Annotated in this window: 21 protein-coding genes; 6 read left to right on the top strand and 15 right to left on the bottom strand. The window is 68.6% G+C overall.

The features are described from left to right. Nucleotides 1-11 precede the first annotated feature (11 nt). Entirely contained in the window at nt 12-437 is a 426-nt protein-coding gene (locus tag KEC55_RS22000) for an outer membrane protein assembly factor BamE (protein ID WP_282510745.1), read from the top strand. A 100-nt stretch (nt 438-537) separates the two neighbouring features. Beyond that, on the top strand, nt 538-1,116 hold the full coding sequence (locus tag KEC55_RS21995; protein ID WP_282510743.1) for a putative glycolipid-binding domain-containing protein: 579 nt from the start codon (nt 538-540) through the stop codon (nt 1,114-1,116). A 4-nt stretch (nt 1,117-1,120) separates the two neighbouring features. Here KEC55_RS21995 and KEC55_RS21990 read toward each other — a convergent pair whose 3' ends face one another. Then, on the bottom strand, nt 1,121-2,113 hold the full coding sequence (locus tag KEC55_RS21990) for a sulfonate ABC transporter substrate-binding protein (RefSeq protein WP_282510742.1): 993 nt from the start codon (nt 2,111-2,113) through the stop codon (nt 1,121-1,123). A gap of 182 nt (nt 2,114-2,295) precedes the next feature. Then, nucleotides 2,296-2,703, bottom strand: coding sequence for a DUF427 domain-containing protein (locus KEC55_RS21985; protein ID WP_282510741.1), 408 nt, complete (start codon nt 2,701-2,703; stop codon nt 2,296-2,298). A 271-nt stretch (nt 2,704-2,974) separates the two neighbouring features. Here KEC55_RS21985 and KEC55_RS21980 point away from each other — a divergent pair, with 271 nt between their 5' ends. Next, nucleotides 2,975-4,636, top strand: coding sequence for an ABC transporter substrate-binding protein (locus KEC55_RS21980; protein ID WP_282510740.1), 1,662 nt, complete (start codon nt 2,975-2,977; stop codon nt 4,634-4,636). A gap of 63 nt (nt 4,637-4,699) precedes the next feature. On the opposite strand, the gene KEC55_RS21975 is transcribed toward KEC55_RS21980, so the two are convergent. The 6 genes from KEC55_RS21975 to KEC55_RS21950 form a co-directional block, all read right to left on the bottom strand. Then, nucleotides 4,700-5,647 carry a TauD/TfdA dioxygenase family protein gene (locus tag KEC55_RS21975; protein ID WP_282510739.1) on the bottom strand — a complete coding sequence of 316 codons (948 nt, stop codon included), beginning with the start codon at nt 5,645-5,647 and terminating at the stop codon, nt 4,700-4,702. A 150-nt stretch (nt 5,648-5,797) separates the two neighbouring features. Next, nucleotides 5,798-6,751, bottom strand: a complete 954-nt coding sequence (locus tag KEC55_RS21970) for a TauD/TfdA dioxygenase family protein (RefSeq protein WP_282510738.1) — start codon at nt 6,749-6,751, stop codon at nt 5,798-5,800. 143 nt (nt 6,752-6,894) lie between these two features. Next, nucleotides 6,895-7,740 (bottom strand): ABC transporter ATP-binding protein, encoded by an 846-nt coding sequence (locus KEC55_RS21965; RefSeq protein WP_282510737.1) that lies wholly within the window; start codon nt 7,738-7,740, stop codon nt 6,895-6,897. Nucleotides 7,741-7,780: 40 nt separating this feature from the next. Then, complete coding sequence (locus tag KEC55_RS21960) at nt 7,781-8,602, bottom strand: ABC transporter permease (RefSeq protein ID WP_282510735.1); 822 nt, start codon at nt 8,600-8,602, stop codon at nt 7,781-7,783. 31 nt (nt 8,603-8,633) lie between these two features. Then, a complete protein-coding gene (locus tag KEC55_RS21955; RefSeq protein WP_282510734.1) occupies nt 8,634-9,476 on the bottom strand; it encodes an ABC transporter permease in 843 nt (280 codons plus the stop codon). Nucleotides 9,477-9,491: 15 nt separating this feature from the next. After that, on the bottom strand, nt 9,492-10,559 hold the full coding sequence (locus tag KEC55_RS21950) for an ABC transporter substrate-binding protein (protein WP_282510733.1): 1,068 nt from the start codon (nt 10,557-10,559) through the stop codon (nt 9,492-9,494). Nucleotides 10,560-10,777: 218 nt separating this feature from the next. Here KEC55_RS21950 and KEC55_RS21945 point away from each other — a divergent pair, with 218 nt between their 5' ends. After that, nucleotides 10,778-11,152: a phage protein NinX family protein gene (locus tag KEC55_RS21945; protein WP_282510731.1), complete on the top strand. Its 375-nt coding sequence runs from the start codon at nt 10,778-10,780 to the stop codon at nt 11,150-11,152. 22 nt (nt 11,153-11,174) lie between these two features. Here KEC55_RS21945 and KEC55_RS21940 read toward each other — a convergent pair whose 3' ends face one another. Together KEC55_RS21940 and KEC55_RS21935 are read right to left on the bottom strand one after the other, a co-directional pair. Continuing rightward, nucleotides 11,175-12,161 carry an ABC transporter substrate-binding protein gene (locus tag KEC55_RS21940; RefSeq protein ID WP_282510730.1) on the bottom strand — a complete coding sequence of 329 codons (987 nt, stop codon included), beginning with the start codon at nt 12,159-12,161 and terminating at the stop codon, nt 11,175-11,177. Between the two features lie 152 nt (nt 12,162-12,313). Then, the gene (locus KEC55_RS21935) at nt 12,314-13,204 is read right to left on the bottom strand and encodes a LysR family transcriptional regulator (RefSeq protein ID WP_282510729.1); all 891 of its coding nucleotides are present in this window, start codon (nt 13,202-13,204) and stop codon (nt 12,314-12,316) included. A gap of 99 nt (nt 13,205-13,303) precedes the next feature. Between KEC55_RS21935 and KEC55_RS21930 the strand changes: the two genes are divergently transcribed. Further along, complete coding sequence (locus tag KEC55_RS21930) at nt 13,304-14,875, top strand: MFS transporter (protein ID WP_282510727.1); 1,572 nt, start codon at nt 13,304-13,306, stop codon at nt 14,873-14,875. 87 nt (nt 14,876-14,962) lie between these two features. Then, nucleotides 14,963-15,904, top strand: a complete 942-nt coding sequence (locus KEC55_RS21925; protein ID WP_282510724.1) for an AEC family transporter — start codon at nt 14,963-14,965, stop codon at nt 15,902-15,904. Nucleotides 15,905-15,940: 36 nt separating this feature from the next. Here the strand turns inward: KEC55_RS21925 and KEC55_RS21920 are convergent, their stop codons facing one another. The 5 genes from KEC55_RS21920 to KEC55_RS21900 form a co-directional block, all read right to left on the bottom strand. Continuing rightward, entirely contained in the window at nt 15,941-16,072 is a 132-nt protein-coding gene (locus KEC55_RS21920) for a hypothetical protein (RefSeq protein WP_282510722.1), read from the bottom strand. Nucleotides 16,073-16,226: 154 nt separating this feature from the next. Then, nucleotides 16,227-17,408 (bottom strand): LysR family transcriptional regulator, encoded by a 1,182-nt coding sequence (locus KEC55_RS21915; RefSeq protein WP_282510720.1) that lies wholly within the window; start codon nt 17,406-17,408, stop codon nt 16,227-16,229. Between the two features lie 64 nt (nt 17,409-17,472). After that, entirely contained in the window at nt 17,473-18,201 is a 729-nt protein-coding gene (locus tag KEC55_RS21910; RefSeq protein WP_282510718.1) for an aspartate/glutamate racemase family protein, read from the bottom strand. Nucleotides 18,202-18,224: 23 nt separating this feature from the next. Beyond that, complete coding sequence (locus KEC55_RS21905) at nt 18,225-19,775, bottom strand: NCS1 family nucleobase:cation symporter-1 (protein ID WP_282510716.1); 1,551 nt, start codon at nt 19,773-19,775, stop codon at nt 18,225-18,227. 252 nt (nt 19,776-20,027) lie between these two features. Next, nucleotides 20,028-20,222: a hypothetical protein gene (locus KEC55_RS21900; protein ID WP_282510714.1), complete on the bottom strand. Its 195-nt coding sequence runs from the start codon at nt 20,220-20,222 to the stop codon at nt 20,028-20,030. Nucleotides 20,223-20,292: the final 70 nt, after the last annotated feature.

The following is a 20,292-nucleotide window of genomic DNA, read 5'->3' as shown; positions in this document are numbered from 1 at the left end:
TCCAGCGATCCATGCAAAACCAGCGCATTCGCGTATCGATCCAGGCCGCACGCGCGGCGGCGGCCGTCTGTCTCGCCGTCGTCGTCGCGGGCTGCGGCAATCTCAGCATCGTCACGCCGGAAGGTACGACCGACCGGCCCGTGTTTCCGGACGTGAGCCACGCCGGCGTGAACGACGGTGCATGGCCGAACCTCGACAACCTGCGCAGCGTGCGTGCCGGAATGAACAAGACGCAGCTCTATGCGCTGCTCGGCACGCCGCACTTCTCGGAAGGGTTGATGGGCGTGCGCGAGTGGGACTACCTGTTCCATCTGACGTCGAAGAGCGGGCCGGTTCAGTGCCAGTACAAGGTGCTGTTCGATCAGGACCGCGTGGCGCGTACGTTCCTGTGGAAACCCGAAAGCTGCGCGGAGGTGGCCGGCGCGCCAGCCGGCTGAGTCTCGTCGGCGTTCTTCTGGAACAGCGGTCGGCGAAGCCGCGTGTGTTCATCGGCACGATGAGCGACAATCGGCTTCCGCGCGACCGACAGGAGACGACATGACGCAACAGGACGAGGCCGTGCGCACGCACTGTGTCGCATGGCAGATCGTGCAGACGTGGCAGGCGTGCGAATGGTGCCGGCTCGTCGAATCGCACTCGGGCATCGACCTGTCGGGCTCGGTGTCGGGTGCGATCGACGGCACGCCGTTTCGCGTCGACTACGCGATTGGATGCGGCGCCGACTGGCTCACGCGCTCGGCACGCGTGACACGCTGGGTCGGCACCACGCAGCAGTGGGACATCGCCTGCGATGCAGGCCAATGGACGATCGACGGTGTCGATGCGCCGGCGCTCGCGGGCGCGACCGATATCGACCTCGGTTTCAGCCCGTCGACCAACACGCTGCCGATTCGGCGGCTCGCGCTCGCCGTCGGCGAATCGGCCGTGATCCGCACCGCGTGGCTGCGTTTTCCGGATTTCGACTTCGTGCGCGGCGAACAGCGCTATACACGCACGGCGCTGCATCGCTATCGCTACGAGAGCGGCACGTATGCGGCCGATATCGCGATCGACGACGCGGGCCTCGTCACCGATTACGACGAATGGCGGCGCATCGGCGCCGCGCCCGCGCGGTAACGCGTCAGCGCGCGCTGGCGACCGACAGCTTGCCCGGAATCAGCTTCAGCGTGCTGAACGTGTCGGCGATGTTCTGCTGATACGTGACCGTCGCATCGGTGATGGGCTGCACGCCGTAGCCGGCACGCTTGAGTGCGATTTCGAGCGTCGGCGCGTCGAGGCCGACGAGCGGCGACAGTTGCGTGGCGACCTCGGGAACGTGATCGCGCGCCCAGCGGTCGACCGCGTCGACTTCGTCGAGCAGCGTGCGCAGCACCTGCGGGTGGGCAGCCGCATACTTGCGCGCGGCGAGGTAGTACTGCGTGTTGCGCACCAGCCCGTCGCCGTTCGCGACCACACGCGCGCCGAGCTGCCGCTCGGCGGCGGCGAAATACGGATCCCAGATCACCCACGCATCGATACTGCGTTGCACGAACGCGGCGCGCGCGTCGGCGGGCGTCAGGTAGATCGGCTGGATGTCCGCATACGTCAGGCCCGCGCGTTCGAGCGCCTTCACGAGCAGGAAGTGGACGTTCGAGCCCTTGTTGAACGCAACCTTCTTGCCGCGCAGTTGCGCGACGGTGCGGATCGGCGAATCGGGCAGCACGATGATCGCCTCGCCCTGCGGCGCGGGCGGCTCGTTGCCGATATAGACGAAATCGACGCCGCCGGCCTGCGCGAAGATCGGCGGCGTTTCGCCGACCGTGCCGACGTCGATCGCGCCGGCGTTCAGCCCTTCGAGCAGTTGCGGGCCGGCCGGGAATTCGAGCCATTGGACGGTGACGCCCTGGCTCGCGAGGCGCTTCTCGAGCGTGCCGCGTGCCTTGAGCACGACGAAGTTGCCGTACTTCTGGAAGCCGATGCGCAGCCGCGTGCCCGTGTCGTCGGCCCGGGCGGGGCCGGCCGCGAGCGGCCCGAGCGCGAGCCCGGCCAGACCGGCGGCCGCACCATGCAGCCATTGGCGGCGGCGCGGGTTTGCCGGTGTCGTTTCAGCGTCTGCGTGCGGTGTGTCGGTCATCGGGGCATCCTGCGTGCGGGTTCACGGGCCGCGCGCGTGGACGGCGCGGCCGGCGCAAGGCAGGGCCGGATGCGGGCGATGCACGCAACCGGCCGGCCCGCGCCGGATTCAGGACGATACGGCCGCGCCGGCCGGTGGCCAACCAACGATTGCGTATATGCAAATCAGCGGCACGGCGGTGCTCAATCGGTGCCGGCCGCGCTTTCCTCGATCGAATCGACGCGATCCGGATAAAACGCGAGGTGCCCGCGAATCGCTTCGACAGCCGGATACGGATGCTCGTAGGTCCATACCGCGTTGGTTGCGCGTTCGCCGCCGGCCGGGATCGAGTAGTACGCGCAGTCGCCCTTGTACGGGCAGTAGGTCGCGTGATCCGTGCGCTGCAGCAGCGACATGTCGGCGTCTTCGCGCGGCAGGTAGAGCACGGCCGGATAGCTGGCCTCGCGCAGCGCCAGCGCATGGCGCGTATCGGCGACGACCTTGCCGGCCACCTTCACGACCACGCGCCGCGGATGCGGTTCGATCGTGATCGGATGATCGGGGCCCGGCGATTTCACGGGGCGAGAGGGCGCATCGGGACTGATCGACATCGTGGGTCCTCCATGACTCGACGGCGCAGCGGCGCCGGGCGGATCCCGGCGCGCCGGTGCCGGCGTTTGCCAGCCGATACGATGCGCCGATTCTGGAAAGTCTGCAGGGGGCCGGAAGGCGCCGGCGCTCGCGTGGACGTTTTCATGCACGGGCAGCGGGATGCATCGGCGACGATAAGCAACGCCGAATTAATTGGTAAGCGATCGGCGGGATGCGCGCGAAGATCGGCCGTCGTCATTCGCATGACAGCCATCCTTTCTCTCCGCCACCATGAAGAACGCTTACGTTTCGTCAGCCGCGCGTCGTACGCGTGGCGTACCGCATGCCGCCGTCGCGCTTCGCTGCATTGCCGCGTCGTTGCTGTTCGCCGGCGCGGCGACACAGGCGCTTGCCGCGCCGACCGGCAAGACGCTCGTGTACTGCACCGAAGGCAGCCCGGCCGGTTTCGATCCGGGCCAGCACACGACGAGCACGGATTTCGATGCGAGCACGTACACGATCTACAACGGGCTCGTGCAGTTCAAGCGCGGCACGCTCGATCTTGAACCGTCGCTCGCGACGAGCTGGGACGTATCGCCCGACCAGCGCACGATCACGTTTCATTTGCGGCGTGGCGTGAAATTCCAGACGACCGCCTGGTTCAAGCCGACGCGGCCGTTCCAGGCCGACGACGTCGTGTTCACGTTCCGCCGCATGCTCGATCCGGACGATCCGTTCCGCAAGGCCTACCCGGTCAGCTTCCCGTATTTCAGCGATCTCGGTTTCGACCGCAATGTCGAGCGTATCGAGAAAGTAGACGACTACACGGTGCGCTTCGTGCTGAAGACGCCCGACGTCGTGTTCGTGCGCAACCTCGCGATGGCGTTCGCGTCGGTACTGTCGGCCGAATATGCGTCGCAGCTTGCCGCGCGGCATCGCGAGTCCGACATCAACCAGTTCCCGGTCGGCACGGGGCCGTTCCTGCTGCGCACGTACCAGAAGGATGCGCTGATCCGCTACGAGGCGAATCCAGACTACTGGAAGCCGGACGACGTGAAGCTCGCACGCCTCGTGTTCGCGATCACGCCCGATCCGGCCGCGCGCCTGCAGAAGCTGGTGGCCGGTGAGTGCCAGGTGTCGGTGTTCCCGCGCCCGGCCGATCTCGAGACGGTGCGGCGCGACCCGAAGCTGTCGCTGTTCTCGGGGATGGGGTTCAACGTCGGCTTCGTCGCGTACAACACGCAGCATGCGCCGCTCGATCGCGTCGACGTGCGGCGCGCGCTCGACATCGCGATCGACAAGACGGCGATCGTGAAGACCGTGTTCAACGGCGACGCGAAGATCGCGACCAACCCGATGCCGCCCACGCAATGGTCGTACAACCCGCGCCTGAAGGATGCACCGCGCGATCCGGCCGCTGCGAAGGCGCTGCTCGCGCAGGCCGGATTCCCGAACGGCTTCGACCTGACGCTGTGGGCGATGCCGGTGCAGCGTCCGTACAACCCGAACGCGCAGTTGATGGCGCAGCTGATCCAGCAGGACTGGGCGAAGATCGGCGTGCGCGCGAAGATCGTCAGCTACGAGTGGGGCGAATACAACCGCCGCGCGAAGCACGATGGCCAGCATGACGCGATCCTGTACGGCTGGTCGGGCGACAACGGCGACCCCGACAACTGGCTCGGCACGTTGCTCGGCTGCGACGCGGTGCACGGCAGCAACCTCGCGAAGTGGTGCAATCAGGATTTCGAACGACTTGTCAGCGCGGCGCGCTCGAACGCGGATGTCGCCAAGCGCACGTCGCTGTACGAGCAGGCACAGGTCGTGTTCAAGGATCAGGTGCCGTTCACGCCGATCGCGACGTCGATCGTGTCGCTGCCGATCTCCAGGCGTGTCCACGGGCTGACGTTCTCGCCGCTCGGTGGGCACCGGTTCGACGGCGTGTGGCTCGATTGATCGGGAAGCGGCCGGCGCGCGCGTGCGCGCCGGTGTCGGCAGTGGTCAGTTGAATCGGTCGAGTCAGTTCAGCGCGACGGCCGCGGCCGCTTCGACCGGCGAGCCTTCGAGCGCAACCGACGGCCGGCCGTCGGGGCCGACCGGCACGTCGCCGGTCAACGTGGTGCGGTAGAGCTGGCGGTCGAAGTCGAGATCGAAGATGTCGACCGGTGCAAGATGCGCGGTCGCACGGTTGTCCCAGAACGCGATGCTGCGCGGTTCCCACTTGAAGCGGATCGTGAACTCAGGACGCGTCACGTGCTCCCACAGCAGTTCGAGCAGCGCCTGGCTCTCGCGCGGCGTCAGGCCGACGATCGATTTCAGGAAGCTCGGGCTCACATACAGCGCGCGTTCGCCCGTCTCCGGATGAACGCGCACGAGCGGATGCTCGGTCACGAGCGGGCGGCGTTCGACGGCCTCGTCGAACGCGCCGGTCGCGCGCGCACCGGCCGGCGGCGTGAAGCGATGGATGCCGCGCAAGCCGTCGACGAAGCCACGCAGCGGCGCGGACAGCGTCTCGTAGGCCCGCACGAGATTCGTCCAGTGCGTGTCGCCGCCGTACGGCGGGATCGTCACGCCACGCAGGATCGACGCCCACGGCGGATTCACGGCGGCCGTCACGTCGGTGTGCCAGCCGGTCCACGGCCGGCGCACCGGTTCGCCCTCGAAGCGGGTCGCCTTGCGATGCTTCGCGATCGAGTAGACGGCCGGATGACCGTCGACATGCCCGAACACCGGGTGGCCGACCGTCGGTTCGCCGAACTGCGCGGAGAACGCGACGTGCTGCTCGTGCGTGAGGAACTGTTCGCGGAAGAAGATGACGCGCCATCTCAGCAGCGCGGCGCGGATCGCCGCGATCTGCGGCGTGGTCAGCGGTTGCGTGAGGTCGACGCCGCGGATTTCCGCACCGATATGGGCGGACAGCGGAATCACGTCGACTGGCTGGGCGGCAGGTTCGAGTAGGGCGCTCATGCGACGCTCCTGGCGGAAGTGAACGGGGCGGAGGGCCGACATCGCTGTGCGTGCAGGTGTCGGTGCGGTGACGGGACGCTCATGATCGGATCCTGGGTACGGGGTGGCGCGGCGGCGCACAAGACATGACACCACCGCGCGAAACGGACGTTACTGCAGCGTTGCGCCCGGCCCTTTCAGCACGACGCTCTGGCGGCCATCGATGCCGACCGGCACGTCGCCGTGAACGGTCGCGCGGCGCACGACGCGGCGCGCATCGCCGTAGTCGTTGATCGCGTAGTGCTGCGTCGCGCGGTTGTCCCAGATCGCGACGTCGCCTTCCTGCCAGTTCCAGCGCACGGTGTTCTCGAGACGCGTCACATGTTCGTGGAAGACCTGCAGCAGATGCGCGGAATCCTGCGACGACAGCCCCTTGAGCCGCTGCACGAAGTGGCCGAGCACAAGCGTACGCTCGCCGGTGTCCGGATGCACGCGCACGACCGGATGCTCGGTTTCATAGACGGTCGACGTGAACACTTCGCGATAGCGCTTCAGTTGCGTGTCGTCGGCATGCACATGCGTCGACGCGTAGTCGTAGGCGTTGGTGTGCAGCGCCCACAGCGAGTCGGCGAGTGCGCGCAGCGGATCGGGGAGATGCGCGTAGGCGGCGGCCGTATTGGCCCACACGGTATCGCCGCCGAACGGCGGAATCACGACCGCGCGCAGGATCGAGATCTTCGGGTAAGCATCGACGAACGTCACGTCGGTGTGCCACGAATTGGCGCGCGCACCGTGCGCGGAATCGAGTTCGAGCAGATGGGCGCTGCCGTCGACGGACCGCACGGTCGGGTGGGCGACCGTCTCGCCGAAGCGGCGAGCGAACGCTTCCTGCGCGGTGTCGTCGAGATGGTGCTGGCCACGGAAGAACAGCACCTTGTGGCGCAGCAGCGCGGCCTTGACCGCATCGAACGTCGCATCGTCGAGCGTGGCCGTCAGCCTGACGCCGGCGATTTCGGCGCCGATCCGGCCGGCAACCTGGCGAAGCTGAAGCGGAACGGCGGCCGTGCGCGGCGCGGCGTGCGAAGCATGCGAAGGCGATTGTGCGGCGTGCTGGACTTCGGACATCGTGAGTCTCCTGTAGTCGGATCGGTCGAGTCTCCATTCAAGCAGGGACTGCGCGGAACCGGAACCGATGAATCGTCACAACCTTAGCGTTCCCGCTGCGATGAACGATAGGTGATGCAGAACAATCCAGCCGCGTGACGCGGCTACCATGCGAGCCGCCATTCGCCGATCCGGTGCGGGCGCGGCGTGTCGACGCGCTTGCCGCCCGTGCCGCCGTTACGCGGCAGTTCGCTGTCGTCGAAATCGGCGAGCACCGTGTCGCGCAATCGCGCGAATTCCGGCGCATCGCGCCGGCGCGGCCGCGGCAGTGCGACATCGACGATGCGCTCGATGCGGCCCGGGCGCGGCGCCATCGTGACGACGCGGTCGCCGAGATAGACGGCTTCGTCGACGTCGTGCGTGACGAGCATCATCGTGATTCGTTCCTGTTCCCAGATGCGCAGCAGTTCGTTCTGCATCCGCGCGCGCGTCTGCGCGTCGAGCGCGCCGAACGGCTCGTCGAGCAGCAGCACGCGCGGGCGGTTCACGAGGCCGCGCGCGATCGCGACGCGCTGGGCCATCCCGCCCGACAACTGGTTCGGAAACGCATGCTCGAAGCCGTTCAGTCCGACGAGCGCGATGTGATCCGCGACTGCACGCCGCTTCGCGGCCGTGTCGAGCGGCGCGTTGCGCAATGCGGCGGCGATGTTCTGTTCGACGGTCAGCCACGGGAACAGCCGGTGATCCTGGAATACGATCCCGCGTTGCAGCGACGTATCGCGCACGCGTTCGTCGCCGGCGCGGATCTCGCCGGCATAGTCGGTGTCGAGCCCGGCAACCAGCCGCAGCAGGGTCGATTTGCCGCAGCCGCTCGCGCCGACGATCGTGACGAATTCGCCGGCGCGCACGTGCAGCGATACGTCGTCGAGCACGGCAAGCGTCGCGCCGCGTTGTGCGTAGTGCTTGCTCACATGGAGGATGTCGAGCGAATCGGAGGCGAGCGTCGTCATGGCAGGGCGATGAAGGGTGCAGTGGATGAAGGACAGGCGATCAGCGCGGAAGGTCGCCACGACGGGCCAGCACCTTGCGCTCGATCGCACGCGCGATCGCGTTCAGTGCCCAGCCGGTCACGCCGACGACGACGATCCCGAACAGTACGAGATCCATCCGGAATTGCTCGCTGCCGTCGATCAGCGTGTTGCCTATGCCGCTGCCTGCGACCAGCAGGTACTCGGCGCCGAGCGTCGCAAGCCACGAATAGATCAGGCCAAGATACAGGCCGGTGAAGATCGACGGCAACGCGGCCGGCAGGATCACGTGGCGAACGAACTGGAGTCGCGTGTAGCGCAGCGCGCGCGCGACGTCGACATAGGTACGCGGCACGGCGTGAATGCCGTCGCAGGTGTGCGCGGCGACGGGCAGCAGCGCGGCGAGCGACAGGAACACGATCTTGGCGGCGTCGCCGAGGCCGAACCACACGGAAATCAGCGGAATCCACGCGAACAGCGAGATCTGCTTGAACGTGTCGAAGCTCGGGCCGACCATTCGCGCGGCGACGCGCGACAGCCCGAGCGCGGCGCCGAGCAGCAGCCCGCCCATCGCACCGATCGCGAAGCCGCACGCTTCGCGCGCGAGCGACGCGGACAAGGCGCGGCCGAGCGCGCCGCTCGTGGCCTGCGCCCATGCGGTGCGCAGGACGTCGGACGGGCCGACGAGCAGCCCGCTTTTCACGAGATGCGCGGACGCGATCGACCACCAGAGTGCGAACGCAACGACAGGCAGTACGAAGCCGCGCCAGTCGGGTACGTGCAGGCGGCGGGCGGGCGTGGGCGGACCTTCCGGTGTGAGTGCGGGGATGGCGGAGTCCGGCACGGGTGACTCTCCTTCGATGGGGCGGGCCGGCTCAGCCGCGAAACGCGGACGGTACGCCGCGGCGCAGGCGTGCTTCGAGTGCATCGAGCAGCCGGTTGATCAGCAGGCCGACCGCGCCGACCACGACCACGGCCGCCATCACGAGGTCGAGCTGGAACAGTTGCCGCCCGTACACGATCAGGTAGCCGAGCCCCTCGGACGACGCGACGAGCTCGACGACGACGAGCGCGAGCCACGATTTCGTGAAGGCGAGCCGTACGCCGGTCGCAAGCGTCGGGATCGCGGCCGGCAGCACGACGTGGACGATGCGTTGCCGGCGCGTATAGCCGAACACGCGTGCAACTTCGTCGAGCGCGGGTGGCGTCTGGCGGAATCCCTGCAACGTGCTCAGCGTGACGGGGACGAGTGCCGCATGCGCGATCAGCAGGTATTTCAGCGGTTCGCCGACGCCGACGAGCAGCAGCAGGAACGGCAGCCAGCCGAGCACCGGAATCTGCACGAGCGCGTTGAAGCTTGGTAGTACATAGGCTTCCAGCGTGCGCGACAGGCCGAGCGCGACGCCGATTGAAAAGCCGAGCAGCGTACCGGCCGCAAAGCCGACCAGCACGCGTTGCAGGCTGATCAGCGTGTGGCGCGCGAGGTCGCCGCTTGTCGCGAGGTCCGCGAGCGATTCGTACACGCGTTCGGGCGGTGGCAGGATCTGCGGCGCGATCCAGCCGCGCGCGCTGCCGACCGTCCACAGCGCGAACAGCAGTGCGGGCAGCACCCAGGGCGCGAGCTGCCACGCGAGCCGCGTCACGACTGCCGCACGGCGCGGCGGCGTGGCGAGCGCATGACGCTCGGACGACGGAATCGAAAACGCGGTGTCGCTCATCGGCGCGGGTCCGGGTCAGGAAAGGGGTTTGCCGGCCGCGTCGTAACGCTGCCAGTAGTGTTCGAGCTTCAGCGTGCGCAGCGCGTTGTCGAGATACTTCGGCTCGAACCAGCCGTCCACGTCGACCGGCTGCCGGATCAGCTTCAGGTTCAGTGCGTCCTGCGCGACGGCCTTGTAGCGTGCGATGACGAACGGGTCGATCAGCGGGGAAAGCCGATCCTTCAGCCGCTGGTTCGCATAGTCGGCCTGCCACGACGCATACGGCACGCCGCTCTTCGCCCACAGCTTGAACAGCGCATCGCGGTTCGCCTCGTCGGACGACCATTGCGCGCCTTTCACATACGCGGTGACGACGCGCTGCACGATGTCCGGGTGTGCGCGCTCGAAATCGTCGAGTACGAGCAGGTGGGTCTGCCGCGTCAACTGCGGGCCGTCGTTCTGCGATTCGTAGATGATCCTGGCGAGCCCCGCGTCGCGCAGCTTGTACAGCTGGTAGTCGCCGACCGACGCGTCGATGCCTTTCGACGCGAGCGCGGCGAGCGAGCTGGCGGAGTCGAGGTTGATCACGCGCAGGTCGCGTTCGCCGAGGCCGTTCTTCGCGAGCGCGTTGTCGGCGACGAGTTGCAGGTTGGTCCCGCGAAAGATCGACACGCGGCGCTCTTTCAGGTCCTTGATCGAACGGATCGTCGAGTCGGGCGGCACCGCGATCTTGATTCCCGAGCGTACGCTGGCGGCGAGCAGCAGGCGCGTCTTGATCCCGTTCGAACGGGCGAGCACGGCAGGCAGGTCGCCCTGGTACGCGAAGTCGAGCGCCTTGTTGACGATCGCCTCGTTGACGGCCGGCCCCGCACCCTTGAAGAACAGCCACTGCACCTTGATGCCGTCGGCGGCGAATTCCTTTTCAACCAGCTGCTGCAGCTGCACGGTGGCGGCGCTCGATCCGCCGAAGGTCGGCGGATCGCCGGCGCCTTGCTGGGCGACGCCGATGCGGATGATGGCGGGCTTGTCGGCATGCGCGGCGGCGGCCGGCAACGCAATGAGGGACGCGATCAGCAGCGATCGCAGCAGGCGCAGTGGAAGCATGAATCGATCGGTCAGGAGTACGTTGGAGGGGCGGCGACGGATGTCGGTCCGTCGAATCATTCTCGATGACGCGATGGGGGGGGGACAAGAAACGATTTGAACTATGCTTATCGCAGGGCGGCGCGAGACGAAACCCTGCGGGCATGGGATACGGCCGTTGCGGCTGGGCGTGCGACGGGCAGGATGCCGACCGACACGACGGTCATATGGAGACGGTCATGCAAGTCCAGGACCTGACAGGCGCGCCACTCGACTACTGGGTGGCGATGGCGGTAGACCTCGGTGCGCCACGCGTCTACGCATCGGGATGCAGCGCGATCCGCGAACGCGATGGCGCGCCGGTGCCGTTCGCGCCGTCGTCGTCGTGGGCTGACGGCGGCCCGATCGTCGAGCGGCTGCCGTTCGCCGCGTTCGAGCGCGACGGCGGGCGCGGCGAATGGCGCGCCGTGCTGCACCGGGCCGTGCCGGCTGCCGGCGAGCGCTGCACGTTCAACCAGTCGGGGCCGACGCTGCTGATTGCCGCGATGCGCACGCTCGTGGCGTCGACGTTCGGCGACGACGTGCCGGATCTCGACATGTCGCGGCCACGCTGAACGCAGCCACGCGCGTCATCGCTCAGGCAGACACGTTCCGGATCGCGATCGACGCGACGTCGACGCGACGCGGCAGGATCGCATCCGCCGCTGCGCGGTCGGCCACGCGCTGCAGCACGTCGATGTCGGCGCCGCTGAGGCTGCGCTGCGCGAGCGCGGCCCGGTGCGCGATGTCGGTCGCCGCGTCGGGCGGCAGGCGCGTGAGCGACGCATAGACGTTCGCGTAGTCGGCCGGGTGCGCCAGCGCCCATTGTCCCGCGCGGGCGAGCCGCGCAAGCACGTCCGCGAGCGCTGCGCGTTTCGCGCCGTCGTTCAGCGTCTCGATCGGCGACGTGAGGAACGCGAGCCCCGAATTGATCCCGCTGCCGTCCCGGACGATGCGCGCGCCGCGTCGCACCGCATGCCCGTAGTACGGGTCGAACGTCGCCCAGATGGCGATCCGTTTCGCTTCGAACGCGGCGAACGCGTCGACGGGCAGCACGAAGCGCACGTCGACGTCGCGCGGCGCAAGGCCGTGCTCGCGCAGCGCACCGTACAGCTGGTATTGCGAGATGCTGCCGCGCGCGGACGACACGACGACGGTTTGGCCTTTCAGGTCGGCGACGGTGCGGACCGGCGAATCGGGCTGCACGACGATGCCGAGCGACGCCGGCGAGCCGACGCGCGTCGCGACGATCCGCAGCGACGGATCGCCGAGCGCGGCCGTCAGCACGGGCAGGTCGCCGGCCGGCGCGAGATCGATCGCGCCCGCGCGCTGGGCCTCGAACAGCGGCGCGGCGCCCTGGAAATTGGCCCAGCGGAACCGGTAGGGCGTGCCGTCGAGCACGCGCGCGGCTTCGGCCAGCGCGCGCAGGCCACCGGCCTGGTCGCCGAGTACGAGCGTGACGCCCGACAGGTCGGCGCCGGCCGCTTGGGCGGGCAATGCGGCGCCGCCGGCGAGCGGTGCGGCGGCGAGGGCGGCAAGGCGCTGCAGCACGCGGCGGCGCGCTGCGGTGGAAGAAGCATTCATCGACGGCATGTTCCGGGTGACCCGCGCCCGTGCGGCGCGGCTGCCGGGCAGGTTACGGAATCGCTTTCCGGCCGGCAAACATCGAATCGTGCAATGCATATTCGCGCGATGACGGCCGAACGAGCCGGCGTCGACGCGCGCGGCTGCCGTGCTCAGGCGGTGCTTGCCACGGCCGGCACGACCGTGCGCAGGAACGCACGTACGGCCGGCGCCTTTTCGAAGCGCCGGTGTGCGAGCGCCAGTTCCGACACGATCGGCTTGCCGGCGATCGGCCGGTAGATGACGCCCGGCAGCGACACGCAGCGAGCGAGTGCATCGGGAATCACCGCGACCCAGCCGTTCACGGACACGCACGCGAGCACCGCGAGCAAGCCGCCCGGCCGTGCGGCGATCAGCGGCGCGAAACGGCCGCGGCGCGCGACTTCGAGCGTGCCGCGCTCCTGTTCCGGCACCACGAAGCGCGCGTCGGCGAGGTCGGCCGCGCGCAGGGTTGCCGTTTCCGCGTAGCGCGAATCGGCCGGCACGGCCGCGACGAACACGTCGCGCTGTAGCGTGACGATCCGCAGGCCGCCGGGCAGCGGCAGCGGCGGGCGCACGTACGCGAGGTCGAGCCGGCCCGCGTCGAGCTGGTTCGCGACGTCGTCCATCGGCACTTCGCGCAGGTTCAACTCGATGCGCGGGTGCGCGGCACGGAACGCGCCGACCGTGCGCTGCAGCGTGCCCGAATAGACGGCGGACGATACGTAGCCGATCTCGATCCGGCCGAGTTCGCCGCGCTCGGCCAGCGCGGCGAGTTCGCGGCCGCGCTGCAGGTGCTCGAACGCGGCGCTGGCTTCGGCGAGATAGGCCTCGCCGGCCGCGCTCAGCGCGACCGCGCGGCGCGACCGGTGAAAGAGCCGTACGCCGAGCACGCGTTCGGCTTCCTGGATCTGTCGCGTGAGCGCAGGCGGCGCCATGTCGAGCGCTTCGGCCGCGCGGGCGAAATGCAGGTGTTGCGCGACGCTCAGGAACGCGCGCACGTGACGGAATTCGAGCCGGTCCATGATTGCAATTTTCGTTAATGAAACAGCACGGGAGTATCAATGACAGGCAATACAGGCAAGCCTAGCATACGGCTTGTCCATCCTGTTCCGGAGTTGCCGATGTCCCAGTCTTCACCGGCGTCGCGTGCGGCCGCGGCCGACGCCTCGCGTGCGGGCGCGCGCCTGCCGGCCGCCGCGACGCTTGCGGTCGCGTCCGCGACCTGTTCGCTGATCGTGCTCGACACGAACGTCGTTGCCGTATCGCTGCCGAGCATCGCGCGCAGCTTTCACGCGAGTTTCGCCGACATCGAATGGGTCGTGAGCGCATACATGACCGCGTTCGCCGCGTGCCTGCTGCCGGCCGGCGGGCTCGCCGATCGCTTCGGGCGCAAGCGGATGCTCTTCGCGGGGCTCGCGCTCTTCTTTCTCGCGTCGCTCGGCTGCGGCGTCGCGCCGTCGGCCGGCTGGCTGATCGCCGCGCGCGCGGTGAAGGGCGGCGGCGCCGCGCTGCTGTTGACGGCTGCGCTCGCGGTGATCGCGAACCGTTTTCCGGAAGGGCGCGACCGGGCACGCGCATGGGCGATCTGGGGCATGTGCATGGGCGTCGCGACGGCGATCGCGCCACTCGTCGGCGGCGCGATCACGCAATGGATCGGGTGGCGCTGGGTGTTCCTGCTGAACCTGCCGGTGTGCGTGCTGCTGGCGGCCGGTGCGCGCGTCGCGATCGACGAGTCGAGGGATCCGCATGCGAAGCGCGTGGATGCGGCCGGCAGCCTGCTGTTTGGCGCGGCGCTCGCGTGTGCGATTGCGGCGCTGATCGGCGCGCCGGCGCATGGTTGGCTGTCGGTCGCGACGCTTGGCCGGCTCGCGCTTGCCGCTGCGCTGTTGGCCGCGTTCATCGGCGCGGAGCGCTGGCAGGCGCGGCCGATGATCGATCTCGCGTTGTTCCGCCGGCCGCGCTTCGTCGGCGCGGTGCTCGCGATGTTCGGCTATGCGGCGTGCGCGCAGGTGATGATGACGTTCCTGCCGCTGTACCTGCAGAACGCGTTCGGGATGTCGGCCGTCGAAGCGGGGCTCGGAATGCTGCCGTTCGCGTTCGCGATGATCGCCGGCCCGTCGCTCGGCGCGGCGCTTGCGGCGCGTGTGTCATCGGGCGGCGTGCTGGCGGGCGGACTCGCGCTGATCGGCGCGGGCAACCTCGTCACCGCCGCGCTGACGGCCAACGGCGATTACCGGCTCGTCGCAATCGGCATGTTCGTGACGGGGTGCGGCGCCGGCATCATGAACGGCGACACGCAGAAGGCGATCATGGCGTGCGTCCCGCCGGACCGCACGGGCATGGCGTCGGGCATCAGCACGACGACGCGCTTCTCGGCGATCGTGACGGCCGTCGGCGTGCTCGGCGCGGTGCTGGCGGCGAGCACGCACGCGCGGCTCGACGCGCTGTTGTCCGCCACGCCCGGCCTGCGCGCGTTCGCCGATGCGCCGTTCATGTCGAGCCTGCTGGCCGGCGATCTGGCGCAGGCGCTCGGCCGCGTGCCGCCGTCGGCCGCCGGCGTACTCGCACAGGCGGCGCCTGTCGCATTCGCGAGCGGGTTCGCCGACGCACTGACGGTGAGCGGCGTGCTGGCGCTCGCCGCGGCCGTCGTTGCATACAAGTTGCTTACGCAACCGATGCGTGACAGCGCGTGACGAACGGGGGCACATGCGCCGCGTATTGGACGCGCGCACACGGAACCATTAAGCTGGCGCGTTCCGGTTTCACGCAGCGTATTCAAGATGTCATCGACGATCGAGATTCTGTTGCCCGTGTTCGGGCTGATCGCGGCGGGGTTCCTGTGCCGCCGGCGCGGCGTGCTCGGGCCAGCTGCCGCGTCGGAACTCAACCGCTTCGTCGTGTGGCTCGCGCTGCCCGCGCTGCTGTTCCAGATCATGGCGCACGCATCGTGGCACCAGCTGTACCAGCCGGCCTTCGTGGCGACGTTCGCGCTGACTTGCGCGCTCGTGTTCGCCGGCGTGCTCGCGTGGCGCCTGTTCGCGGGGCGGGGGCTCGCCGATGCGAGTATCGACGCGATCGCCGCGTCGTATCCGAACACCGGCTATCTCGGCTTTCCGCTGTGCCTGCTCGCGTTCGGTACCGACAGCCTCACGCCGACCACGATCGCGACCATCCTCGTCGCGTGCGTGCTGTTCGCCGGTGCGATCGTGCTGATCGAGATCGGGCTGCAGCGCGATCGCGCGCCGCTGAAGCTGATGTGGAAGGTGGCCGGTGCGCTGCTGCGCAACCCGCTGATCGTCGCGCCGCTGGCCGGAGTCGGCGTGTCGGCTGCGCAGGTGTCGCTCGCCGCGCCGGTCGAAACGTTCCTGAAGCTGCTCGGCGCGGCTGCGAGCCCGTGTGCACTCGTCAGCCTCGGGCTGTTTCTCGCGGAGAAGCGCGACGCGAACGGCATGGCGCCGCGCGGCAGCGTCGCCCTGACGGCGGTCAAGCTGTTCGTGCAGCCGGCGCTCGCGTGGTGGCTCGGCGTGCGCGTGTTCGCGATGCCGCCCGTGCTCGCGCAGATCGCGGTCGTGCTCGCCGCGCTGCCGACCGGCACCGGGCCGTACATGCTGGCGGAATTCTACGGACGCGAAGCGCAAGTGACGTCGCGCACGATCCTGCTGTCGACGCTCGGGTCGATCGTGTCGTTGTCGGTGCTGCTCGCGCTCGCGCGGCATGTTTGATGCGGCAAGCCGCGTCAGTGCTTTATTTTCATCCCTTCAGCGCGTCGCGATCGATCTGTGCGTCGTGAGGGCTGCGCGTTGCGTTGCGCAGTCCCGATTGCAGGCGAATGCGCCGGTGCTCGCGAGCAGCGCGACCGGAACGGCCAGCGCGATGAGTGCCTTCTTCATGCGGTTTTCCTCGATAACGCAGCTACGGGCATCGGCGATGCGCGTCGGCAACGGTTCGAGACGTCATTCTGACGATTCGGTGCAGGGCCGGTAAGCAGGATCGGTCCGATATGCGGCAGTCGCGCACATCGTGCCGGCGCCGGCTTGGAACCGGTCAATGCGGTTTTGTCGCGATACGGTGGATGCGAGCCGCATGCGCGACACGAGCAGGGTGCGATGCGCGGCAATGCGTCGCCTGCTTGCGGCGCGTGCGGCGGGTGGGTTCAGGCGTATCGGAGACAGCCGGCGCGGTCGTCAGCGCGTCCGCATCCGTGCTGACAGCGACCGCAGCGACCGCGGCGACCGCCGGCAGCATCGCCTCGGCATCGAGCCACGCACGTGTCGCTTCCGCGATCAAGCCGCGCAGCCAGCGCACGCCGTCGACACACGCTCCCGATTCGTTCCACGTCATCCGGTACACGATGTCCGGCGGTTCGGTCGGCAGCGCGATCGCGGCGAGCGGCAGCAGCTTCGCATAGTGCCGCGCGAGCCGGTACGTGGTCGTGAGGATCATGTCGGTGCGCACGAGCGCATGCGCGGCGAGTTCGAAGTGCGGCAGCGTGACGACGATGTGCCGCTGCAGGCCCACGCGTTCGAGCTGCCGGTCGATCGCGCCGGACGCTTCGAGCCACGACGGCGTCGGGCACAGCTGCGGCACCGCCGCGAAATCTGCGGCCGTCATCGCGCCGCGCCGCGCAAGCGGATGCGTCGCGCGCATCAGGCACACGACGCGGTCGTCGAACAGGTCGTCCTGCCGGAAGCGCGACTGGCGTGCGGGACGGTTGTCGATCACGACGTCGAGCTCGCCGTCGGCCAGCGCGCGCTCGTCGTCGAAGCCGTCGCCGAGCGGGTGGAACACGAGCTGGGCATTCGGCGCACGTTCTCGGAACAGTGCGACGAGCTTCGGCACGAACAGCACGTTCAGGTAGTCGGGGCAGCCGATCCGGTAAGTGCGCACCGACGTGCGCGCGTCGAACGTCGGCTGCTGCATGCGGATGAAGTCGATCACGCGCAGCGCGTTGCGCAGCGGTTCGATCAGCCGCGCGCCGAACTCGGTCGGCACCATCCCGTAGCGGCTGCGCACCAGCAGCGGATCGCCGAGCAGCGTGCGCAGCCGCTTGAGCGCGGCGCTCGTCGCCGGCTGCGACATGTTCAGGCGCACGGCCGCACGCGACACGGTGCGCTCGGTCAGCAGCACGAGCAGGATGCGCATCAGCCGCGCATCGAGCACGTCGAGCGCGCCCGTGGCGTCGGCCGCGTCGCGCGGCAGGGCGGCCGGGTCTAGCGGGTCCCGCATGCCGATACGCCTCCCGGCAGCACCGTGGCCGAGCGCAACGCGACTGCCGGCCGGCTGCCTGTCGTCATTTTGCGAAGGTTCCCGGCCAGCCGACGATCCGCTTCGGGCGCGGTGGGGCGTACGTGCGGACCTTCGACGTCTTCAGCTTCAGGCGCACCAGCGACTCGGCGAGCGCGACCGCGGCCGACACGCCGTCGACGACCGGTACGCCCGTGCATTCCTCGATCTGCCGGTCGAGGCCGGCCATCCCGCCGCAGCCGAGGCAGATCACTTCCGCGTGATCGTCCTTCACCGCGCGCTGCGCCTGGCCGACGATCGACTCGATCGCGCGGGCCGGGTTCTCTTCGAGCTCGAGCACCGCGAGGCCGCTGGCACGCACCGACGCGCAGCGCGCATCGAGCCCGGCGAGCTTCAGGCGATCCTCGATCAGCGGCACCGTCCGGTCGAGTGTCGTGACGACCGAGTAGCGATGGCCGAGCAGCATCGCGATGCTCGCGGCTGCTTCGGTGATGTCGACGACGGGCACCGTCAGCAGTTCCTGCAGCCCTTCGCGGCCGTGTTCGCCGTAGCCGGCCTGGATCACCGCGTCGTACGGTTCGTCGTAGTTCAACACGCGATCCATCACGGCGATCGCCGCAAGATAGCTCTCGAAGTTGCCTTCGACCGACTCCGCACCGAAGCGCGGCGTCAGCCCGACGATCTCCGTGCCCGGCGACGCGGCGGCCTGCGCCTGCGCGGCGATCGCGTCGGTGATCGACTCGGTCGTGTTGACGTTGACTACCAGGATCCTCATCGGTGACTCCGTATGCGTGTGTGTCAGTGTTGCGCGCAGGCGACCGCGATGTGTTCGCCCGAGCGCTCTTCGTATTGCCGTTTGCGATCGGCCAGCAGCCAGTACACGCTGCCCGCGATGGCCGCGCCGAGCAGCCAGGAGAACGGCGTCATCGCGCTGAAGGCCGGCACGACGGCGAGCGTGATCGAGATCAGCGCGGACGGCACGAGCGCCGCGAGCGCCTTGCGGTTCACGCCGCGCGTGTAGAAGTAGGCGCCGGTCGGCGCTTCGGTATAGAGATCGGGCACGTTCACGCGCTGCTTGCGCACGAGCCAGTAGTCGACCGTGATGATCCCGTACAGCGGGCCGAGCAGCGCGCCGAGGCCGGACAGGAAGTAGACGATCACGATCGGGCTGTTGTACAGGTTCCACGGCAGGATCAGCACGGCGATCGTCGCGCTGATCAGGCCCGCGCGGCGGAACGACAGGCGCTGCGGCGCGAGGCTCGTCAGCACGAAGGCCGGTGCGACGAAGTTCGCCATGATGTTCACGGCGACCGTCACGATCAGGAAGGCGAGGCAGCCGAGCACGAGGAACAGCTTGTTCGGCACCGTCGCGATGATTTCCGTCGGGCTGTGGATGATGTGGCCGTTCAGCTTGAACTGCGCGCCCGCGAGCACGAAGCTGATCGTCGCGAACACGAGGATGTTGACCGGCAGGCCCCAGAAGTTGCCGACGCGCACCGTCTTCGTGCTCGGCGACGAACGGGCGAAATCGCAGAAGTTGAGCACCAGCGTGCCGTAGATCGCGAGCCACAGCGAGCCGCCCGCGAAGATCTCCGTCCACATCTTCAGGCCCGTCATCGGCTTGCCGATCGACATCGCGAGATGGCCGCCCGTGCGGCTATACATCCACGCGGCAAGCGACAGCGTCGTGACGAGGATCACCGGGCCAGCGAGCCCCTCGTACTTTCGGACCATCTCCATCCCGTACGTGAGGATGCCGATCTGCACGAGCCAGATCGCGATGAACGTGATCCACCCGAGCGTCGACAGCCCGAAGATCACATTCTGGTCGAACGCGGCGAGGCCGGGCCAGATCGCCGTGAGCAGGACGCGCAGCACGACGGAGGCGAGATAGGTCTGGATGCCGAACCATGCGATCGCGATTACCGCGCGGATCATCGCGGGCAGCAGCGCGCCGTAGATGCCGAAGCTCATCCGGCTGATCACCGGGAATGGCACGCCGGTCTTCTGGCCCATGTAGCCGGTGAGGTTCATGAAGCAGTACACGAGCACCGCGCCGATCGCGAGCGACGCGAGCATCTGCCAGCCCGACAGGCCGAGCGCGAACAGCCCGATCGCGAACGAGTAGTTCGCGATGTTGTGCACGTCGTTGGTCCACAGCGCAAAGATGCTGTAGCGGCCCCAGGTCCGGCCCTCGGCCTTGGTCGGCGCGAGATCGGGATTGTGCAGCCGCGGGCTCAGCGCGGGGTCGCGCGTGGCCGAATCGGTTCGATGCGATGCGTCGTCCGCGCCGAGCATGATGCCCGCGCGGTGGGTGGCTTCCAGTTGCACGCCGTTGTCTCCTTCCATGTGCGGGGCGCGAAACCGGCAGCGTGGTCACGCTGCGACGGCCCGGCCGCCGTGGACGTTATGTCTCGGATTTGTTCGCGAGTATGGGTGGCGGCCGAGACGATGGGAAATTAAATATTCGGCTGGGTGTCATTTGAAAAATGAATGGAAGGCGCCCGCCAGCCGCGCGTGGGCGCGGCACGCAAATTGCTCGCTTGCGGGCTCCATCCACATCGACATCAGCGGAGGTGTCATGCAGCGATATTCCTTTCGTCATGTATCGCGAGCCGTCTTCGCCGGCATCCTGATTGCGGGGCTGGCGGCAGGCGCGGGCTGCCAGAAGAAGAGCGACGACAGCGCCGGCGGGGCGAGTTCCGATTCGAGCGCGACGGGCGGCATGTCGGCCGCACCATCGGGTACGTCGAGCAGCAGCGCGGCCGGCAGCAGCGGCGACAGCGGCGCGAGCATGCCGGGCGCTGCCTCCGCGCCGGGCGGCGCCAGCGGCGGCTGACGGGCGCTTTATCGGACGGGTGGCATG

The sequence above is a fragment of the Burkholderia cepacia genome (genome assembly GCF_029962485.1).
Classification (GTDB): domain Bacteria; phylum Pseudomonadota; class Gammaproteobacteria; order Burkholderiales; family Burkholderiaceae; genus Burkholderia.
This window is presented reverse-complemented; position numbering and strand designations above follow the sequence as displayed.